A 7351-nucleotide genomic window follows, 5' to 3' on the forward strand; every position below is an offset into this window, starting at 1 on the left:
CCTGAGGAGGCCCTATGAAGATCACCGAATCCGCAGTCGTACTCAACGTCCCCGACCCCGAGACCTCCGCGAAATTCCTGATCGGTCACCTCGGATTCGCCGAGCGGATGTCGGCCGACGGATTCGTGTCACTGGCGCGAGCAGACGCGGGGATGGCCGTCATCTACCTCCGCACTGGACTGGCGACCTTCAAACCGAAGAGTGCAGCGGGTAGTGCGGGCGACGGCGTGCTCGTCGTCTTCGTCGTCGACGATATCGACAGCGAGTACGCGCGGCTGCGCGCGGAAGGAGTACCGATCGTGACCGAGATCGAAACCGAGGAGTGGGGTGAACGGTACTTTCAGATGAGCGATCCGAACGGAATCATCATCCAACTGGTGCAGTGGGTCTGACGGCGCGGTTTCTACACCTCGAGGGCGCGGCTCTGGTCCAGAGCCGCGCCCTCGCCGTGGCATCGCAGCTGGGGTAATGCTTCCGGATCATGATCGTTTTCAGGGCCTATCCCCGCGGCGGACCCGATCGTGGCGCACCGTGCCACGGCTGCCCTCGGCAATATTGCGGCAAGATGGGTTTCGTTCATCAGGACAGATGGGGAGATCCGATGCTGGAAGTGACTCAACTGGTGCGCAGGTTCGGAGAGAAGGTCGCGGTGGATGAGGTGTCGTTCAGCGTGCCGGAAGGGATGTTGACCGGATTCGTGGGTGGGAACGGGGCCGGGAAGACCACCACCATGCGAATGATCATGGGGGTGTTGGGAGTTCATGGCGGGGAGGTTCGCTGGGATGGCATCGCTGCCACGGCCGCGGATCGGCGGCGATTCGGGTACATGCCCGAGGAGCGTGGGCTGTACCCGAAGCAGCCGATCTTCGATCAACTGGTCTATCTGGCGCGACTGCGTGGGATGAACGCGGCCGCGGCCGCATCGCGCGCGGAGGGGCTGTTGGAACGCTTCGAACTGGGCGGGCGGCGCAAGGACAAGCTGGAGTCGCTGTCGCTGGGTAACCAGCAGCGAGTGCAGATCGCGGCCGCGGTGATCGCGGAGCCGATGGCGTTGATCCTCGATGAACCGTTCTCCGGATTGGACCCGGCGGCGGTCGATTCGATGGCCACGCTGTTGGGTGAGTATGCGGCACGAGGGGTTCCGATTCTGTTCTCGTCACATCAGTTGGATCTGGTAGAGCGGCTGTGTGATCGGCTGATCATTCTGGCAAACGGGCGGGTGGTCGCACAGGGGTCGGCGGCGGAGCTCACGGCGACGGGGCCGACGCGGTACAGACTGGTACTGGATGGCGGCGTCGAGTGGCTGCGGGAGTTCGCTGGAGTCACGGTGGTCGAAACCACTGGGCAGTCAGCGATCGTGGAATTGACGGATACGACGACGGACAAGTTGCTCGCCGAGGCGTTGACGCGCGGGTCGGTGCGGGAGCTGGCCGAGGTGCGGGCGTCAGTGTCCGATATCTACCGGGAGGCGGTCGCATGAGTACCCAACACGATGACGTGAACATCGATTCGACAACCAGGGGGCTGTGGCGACTGGTGGCGAAGCAGGAGATCTCGGTGAAGCTGCGTGATCGCAACTTCCTGATCTCCACGGCAGTGACCATTGTCGCGATCGTCGCGTCGCTGGCCATCAGCGGATTCCTCAGCGGCCGAACCGAAACCATCGATGTGGCGGTCACCGGATCAGGCGCGAGCGAGGTCGTGGATCTGGCGGGAGAGCTGGCGCACACCGCGAACACCAAGGTCGATTTCGTCGCGCACGAGGTCGCCGACACGAGCACGGTCGAGAAACAGGTGCGCGACGGCAGCGTGGCCGTCGGGCTGGCCCCGCAGCCGGGCGGATGGCAGCTACTCGGGAAGACCGCGAACAACAACAAAGCCACTACTTATATCTCGACGGCGGCCGGGCAGCTGGCGATTGCACGCAATGCCGCGGCGGCTGGGATTTCGACCGAGCAGCTCGCCCGCGGTGGGGTCGTCACCGAGACCGTGCTCGAACCGAATGCCGTCGACCCCGGGCTGGCCACGGTGGCCGGGCTCGTGTTCGCGTTCCTGTTCTATCTGTCCTCGATTCTGTTCGGCCTGTCCATTGCCCAGAGCGTGGTCGCGGAGAAGGAGAATCGCATCGTCGAGATCTTGGCCAGCGCGATTCCACTGCGCCAGTTGCTGACCGGCAAAGTGATCGGCAATGCCACGATGGCGCTGGGTCAGTTGGCGCTGTTCGTCGGCGCGGGATTGATCGGACTGGTCGCGACCGGCAAGGGTGATCAGGTGTCGCGGATCGGCGGCGCCGCGGGCTGGTTCGTGGTGTTCTTCCTGGTCGGTTTCCTGGCGCTGGCCAGTCTGTGGGCGGTGGCCGGGGCGCTGGCCACTCGCACCGAGGACCTGCAGTCCACCTCGACACCGCTGACCATGCTCATCATGATCGTGCTGTTCGCCGGAATCTTCCTGTCCGGCGCCGCGCTTCGCATCGGGTCCTTTGTCCCGCTGGTCTCGGTGGTCGCCATGCCCACCCGCCTCGCCGCCGGGACGGCATCCTGGTGGGAACCGGTGATCGCGCTGGCGCTCATGGCCTGCGCCGCCTACGGCACGGTGCTGATAGCCGAGAAGATCTACCGCCGCTCCCTCATGCAGACCCAAGGGCGGCTCACCCTGCGCCAGGCGCTGGCCCTCGAGGACTGAGCAGGCGGACCGGGACCCGAGAACTCCTCGGAGCCAGAACCGACACCGATGTACGCGATGTTGTACTCATCGGTGGGGCGTCATTGTCGGCGTTGGGGAAGAACCGGACACAACCGGAAGTTACACCGGTATGGACCTTGCCGTCGCAGTCGATTTTGCCCGCACGCACCACAATTCCGTGCTCACTACGATCCGTCGTAACGGACGCCCGCAACTGTCGAACGTCTTTCACATCGTCGATGCGGATGGTCGCGTGCGAATCTCGGTCGGTGCGGGCGTTGCGAAGTACCGCAACCTGGTCCGTACCCCCTGGGCCGCGATCCATGTGACCCGCCCCGACTTCTTCGCCTATGTGGTCATCGAAGGCACGGTCGAACTCACGCCGGTCGCCGCCGACCCGGGCGACCGCACGGTCGAGGAACTCATCGACTACTACCGTGCCGCATCCGGTGAACACCCTGATTGGGACGAATATCGTGCCGCGATGGTCGCCGAGCGGCGCGCTCTGGTGGTCTTCACCCCGACGCGGGCCTACGGCATGCTCTGACTCGCCGACGGCCGGCGGTCGCCGTCCTGCGCGCGCAGCGGCATCGTTCTTCGGTCAACGAGTCATCAAGTCCGACATCGTCACGAATTCGTATCCCGCGGAGCGTAATTCGGCAACGATTCGAGGAATGGCCTCCAGCGAAGCGCCGGAACCATGCATGACATGTAACAGCACGATCGAACCAGGGCGGACACGATCGACGGTCTCGGCCACGATGTCGTCCGCGGTCACCCCCGGCTTGCCGGAGTCGGGTTCGACGTCCCACATTGCGGTGACACGCTCGTGGTCGGCGAGATACCGCGGCAACGTCCACAGTTTCTTGCCATAGGGCGGGCGGAAGGTGATCGGGCCGGTATACCCGGTCTTCCCGATCTCCGCATCGGTGGTTTCTATCTCGTCGGCGACCGTGCCAGGGGTGACGAAAACCATCCGGCGATGTGAGTAGGTGTGGTTGCCGATCTCGTGGCCGGCCTCGGCGATCGACCTACCGTGCTCCGGACGGTCGGCGAGGTCTGCGCCGTTGAGATAGAACGTGGCCGGGACCTGGGCTTCGGCCAAGACGCGCAATACCTCGGGGGTGCGATCGGTGGGTCCGTCGTCCAAGGTCAACGCGACCACTTTCGCATCGGTGTCCACCCGGTGAACCACATGCCCGGCGAGCTGGAAGGTACGGGCGTTCATGAGGTAGTAGAGGCCTGTCGCGATCAGCACGACGATCACGAGCACCGGCACACCGATCTTCATCCACTTACGCAGCACCCTCGCTGTATAGCAGACCGCCGTCGGCAGGTGCCGCCCACCTTCGGCGACCGCGCAGAATTCCTGCCCGGCAACCACGGCGGGCGCACGGTCGGCAACCGCGCGCCCGCCTCGGCATGTGCCCGAGTCAGAAGTTGATCATGTGCCCGGCCAAGCCATGGAATCCTTCCTGCAAGGCTTCGCTGAGCGTCGGATGGGTGTGCACATTGCGCGTCAGTTCATTGACCGTCAGGTCCCACTTCTGCGCGAGGGTGAGTTCGGGCAGCAGCTCCGAGACATCCGGACCGATGAGGTGGCCTCCGAGCAACTCGCCATAGGCGCCGTCGGCGATGACCTTGACGAAACCGGTGGGATCGCCCAGACCGTGTGCCTTGCCGTTGGCCATGAACGGGAACGTCGCGACCTGTACGTCGTATCCCTCGTCGCGGGCCTGTTGCTCGGTCAAGCCGAAGCTGGCGACCTGCGGTTGGCAGAACGTGGCCCGCGGCATCATCCGGTAGTCACCCAGCGGGACGGTGGGCGCGCCACCGATGGTCTCGGCGGCGACCACGCCCTGTGCCTCCGCGACGTGTGCGAGCTGCAACTTGGCGGTGACATCGCCGATGGCGTAGATATGCGGCACGGTGGTGCGCATGTAGTCGTCGATCGCGATGGCGCCACGCTCCACCCGCACACCGGTGCTCTCCAGGCCGTACCCTTCGACCCGCGGCGCGAAGCCGACAGCTTGCAGCACCTTGTCGACGGTGACGGTTTCGAGCGCGCCGGTTTTGTTGTCCTTGATCGACACGGTGACCTTGTCGCCGTCGTCGTCGATGGACTGTACGGCCGCGCCGGTGGTGATGGTGATCCCGAGTTTGCGGTACTGCTTGGTGATCTCCTTGGAGATATCGACGTCTTCGTTCGGCAGAGCGCGGTCGAGGAATTCGACGATCCGCACGTCGACGCCATAATTCTTCAGAACGTAGCCGAATTCCATGCCGATCGCGCCGGCGCCGACGATGAGCATAGAACCGGGCAGGTCGCGAGTGAGGATCTGTTCCTCGTAGGTGACGACATTTGCGCTACGCCGAGTGCCGGGCAACAACTTGGTCACGGTGCCCGTCGCAATGATCGCGTTGGCGAACTCGATCGTCTCGGTACCACCCGCGCCGAGTTCGACCGACATGGAGTTCGGGCCGGTGAACGTTCCCTTGCCCTCGAACTTGTCGATCTTGTTCTTCTTCATCAGGAAGTGGACGCCCTTGACTCGGCCGTCGGCGACCTTGCGACTGCGGTCGAAGGCGACGCCGTAGTCGAAGTTCACCTCGCCGGAGATGCCGAAGGTCTTTGCCTCTTTGGTGAAGATATGGGCCAGTTCCGCATTGCGCAGCAGCGCCTTGGACGGGATGCAGCCGATATTGAGGCACACCCCACCCCAATACTCCTGCTCGACGATCGCGGTACGCAGACCTAATTGTGCCGCGCGAATGGCGGCGACGTACCCGCCGGGACCGGCACCGAGAACGACAACGTCGTATTGGGAAGTCACATCAGCGAGCCTAGCTCCGCGCGCGGATGTTCTCCCACCCATCCCCGCGACGTGCGTCACGAACCACACCCACCGCGCACGGTCGGTCGGGCTCGCCATACTCGCCGCGCCACCCGGCGAAAGTTCTCACCGAACACCGCGGCCAGATCGGCCGGACGGAAACCTCTCGCGACCAGCACCTCGGGCAATCCGGGCACGTCGCCGTCGCCGACGAGGTCTTCCGGCGAAACCCAGCACAGTGGCCCCCATCTGGTGTACGCCTCGGAGAAGGCTGCCGGATTGCGGCGCAACTCGGTATTGAAATCCTCGGCGTCGAACGAGTAGTCCGACCCGATCCCGATGTGCTCGATCCCGACCAACTCGGCGCCGTACTCGATGTGCCGCGCCATCGCGACGATCCGCTCGTGCCGTTCGTCGGCCGCGTTGCACCCCAAAAAGATTCCCACACCGTTGATCCCGATGACCCCGCCGGCCGCGGCGCAGGCGCGCGCCTGCTCGTCGGTGATATTGCGCGGATGGTCCCAGAGCGTGGCGAAGTTCGAGTGACTGTAGATCATCGGAACCCGGGCGCGTTCGGCCAGCTCCAGCCCGGTGCGACGGGAACAGTGTGAACCGTCGGCGAACATCCCCACCTCGTTGAGGCGGTCGACGAGGGCGCGGCCGTAGGCGGTGAGTCCGGTGTCCACGGCATCCAGGCATCCACCGCCGGCCGCGTTCGCGTGGTTGTAGGTCGGCTGCAGCGACCGAACGCCGAGTTCGTAGAACCGGGCGACATTGTCCAGATCGCCGCCGAGCGGCCCGGCATCCTCGAGATCGAACGCCACTGCGATGGATTCGGCGGAACCGATGTCCTCGATGGTGCGGACGAGGCGGAACCGACTGTCGGCCTGCGCATCTGCGCGAAGCCGCCGCAGCAACGCCATGGAATCGGCGCTCGACTGCGGGGAATAACCGATATTGACCGACACGAACGCCCCCGCGGGGTAGCGCGCGAGATCACCGATCCGCGCCTCGGAAGACAACGGCAAGCTGCAGTGTTGTTCCCAGAGGAACGGCGCCTCGACCTCTTCGGACGGTCTGGGCGACGTCGCGGCTATTCTCATTGGTTTCTCCCCTCTCGCCAACGAGTCGAGTCTATTCGGCAACAATGTGGGAATGATCATCCCCTCGCCAACGAGTCGACTCTATTCGGCAATATCGTGGGCATGGATAGCGCCGAACGGGATGTGACCGACCCCTACCTGTGGCTGGAGGGTGTGACCGACGAGCCAGCACTGGACTGGGCTCGCGCGCACAACAGCGTCACGGTCGATCGGTTCGCCGATTCGGACCGCTTCCGGACGCTCGAGCAGCGAATACTCGATATGCTCGACACCGATACCAAGATCGCCTTCCCCAGCCGTCGCGGCGGCTGGCTGTACAACTTCTGGCGGGACGCGCAGCACCCGCGCGGGCTCTGGCGACGCACGACATTCGCCGAGTACACCACCGCGGCGCCGGACTGGGATGTCCTGATCGACCTGGACGCGGTGGCCGACGACGAGGACGAGAACTGGGTGTGGGGCGGAGCGGTGGTTTTGCGCCCGCAGCAGTCCAGGGCGCTGATCAGTCTGTCGCGCGGCGGGGCGGATGCCAAGGTCGTGCGCGAATTCGACCTCGACGAGCGGCGATTCGTCGACCCCTCCGACGGCGGCTACTTTCTGCCGGAGGCGAAGTCGCAGATCTGCTGGATCGATCTCGACTCGGTGTATGTCGGCACGGATTTCGGTCCGGGTTCGCTGACCGATTCGGGGTATCCGCGCATCGCCAAACGGTGGCGTCGTGGTACGTCGCTT

7 protein-coding genes and 1 pseudogene are annotated in these 7351 nt (G+C 64.6%); 5 read left to right on the top strand and 3 right to left on the bottom strand.

Annotated elements, in window-relative coordinates; genetic code table 11:
* The first annotated feature begins 14 nt into the window (after positions 1 to 14).
* The 4 genes from K940_RS0115360 (at position 15) to K940_RS0115380 (ending at position 3229) form a co-directional block, all read left to right on the top strand.
* Complete coding sequence (locus K940_RS0115360; protein WP_028478271.1) at positions 15 to 392, top strand: VOC family protein; 378 nt, start codon at positions 15 to 17, stop codon at positions 390 to 392.
* Positions 393 to 601: 209 nt separating this feature from the next.
* A complete protein-coding gene (locus tag K940_RS0115370) occupies positions 602 to 1480 on the top strand; it encodes an ABC transporter ATP-binding protein (RefSeq protein WP_028478272.1) in 879 nt (292 codons plus the stop codon).
* Positions 1477 to 2682 (top strand): ABC transporter permease, encoded by a 1206-nt coding sequence (locus K940_RS0115375; protein ID WP_051407223.1) that lies wholly within the window; start codon positions 1477 to 1479, stop codon positions 2680 to 2682. The genes K940_RS0115370 and K940_RS0115375 overlap by 4 nt, the downstream gene beginning before the upstream one ends.
* Positions 2683 to 2812: 130 nt before the next feature.
* On the top strand, positions 2813 to 3229 hold the full coding sequence (locus K940_RS0115380; RefSeq protein WP_028478274.1) for a PPOX class F420-dependent oxidoreductase: 417 nt from the start codon (positions 2813 to 2815) through the stop codon (positions 3227 to 3229).
* Between the two features lie 54 nt (positions 3230 to 3283).
* Here the strand turns inward: K940_RS0115380 and K940_RS0115385 are convergent, their stop codons facing one another.
* The 3 genes from K940_RS0115385 to K940_RS28490 form a co-directional block, all read right to left on the bottom strand.
* Positions 3284 to 3988, bottom strand: coding sequence for a polysaccharide deacetylase family protein (locus K940_RS0115385; protein WP_036528761.1), 705 nt, complete (start codon positions 3986 to 3988; stop codon positions 3284 to 3286).
* Between the two features lie 127 nt (positions 3989 to 4115).
* Positions 4116 to 5516, bottom strand: a complete 1401-nt coding sequence (lpdA, locus tag K940_RS0115390; RefSeq protein WP_028478276.1) for a dihydrolipoyl dehydrogenase — start codon at positions 5514 to 5516, stop codon at positions 4116 to 4118.
* Between the two features lie 56 nt (positions 5517 to 5572).
* Positions 5573 to 6619, bottom strand: a complete 1047-nt coding sequence (locus K940_RS28490; protein ID WP_051407224.1) for a dipeptidase — start codon at positions 6617 to 6619, stop codon at positions 5573 to 5575.
* A gap of 102 nt (positions 6620 to 6721) precedes the next feature.
* Here K940_RS28490 and K940_RS0115400 point away from each other — a divergent pair.
* Positions 6722 to 7351 (top strand): annotated as a pseudogene (locus K940_RS0115400) (S9 family peptidase); the annotation flags it as partial.

Source organism: Nocardia sp. CNY236 (assembly GCF_000482385.1).
In the GTDB taxonomy this organism is placed as follows: domain Bacteria; phylum Actinomycetota; class Actinomycetes; order Mycobacteriales; family Mycobacteriaceae; genus Nocardia.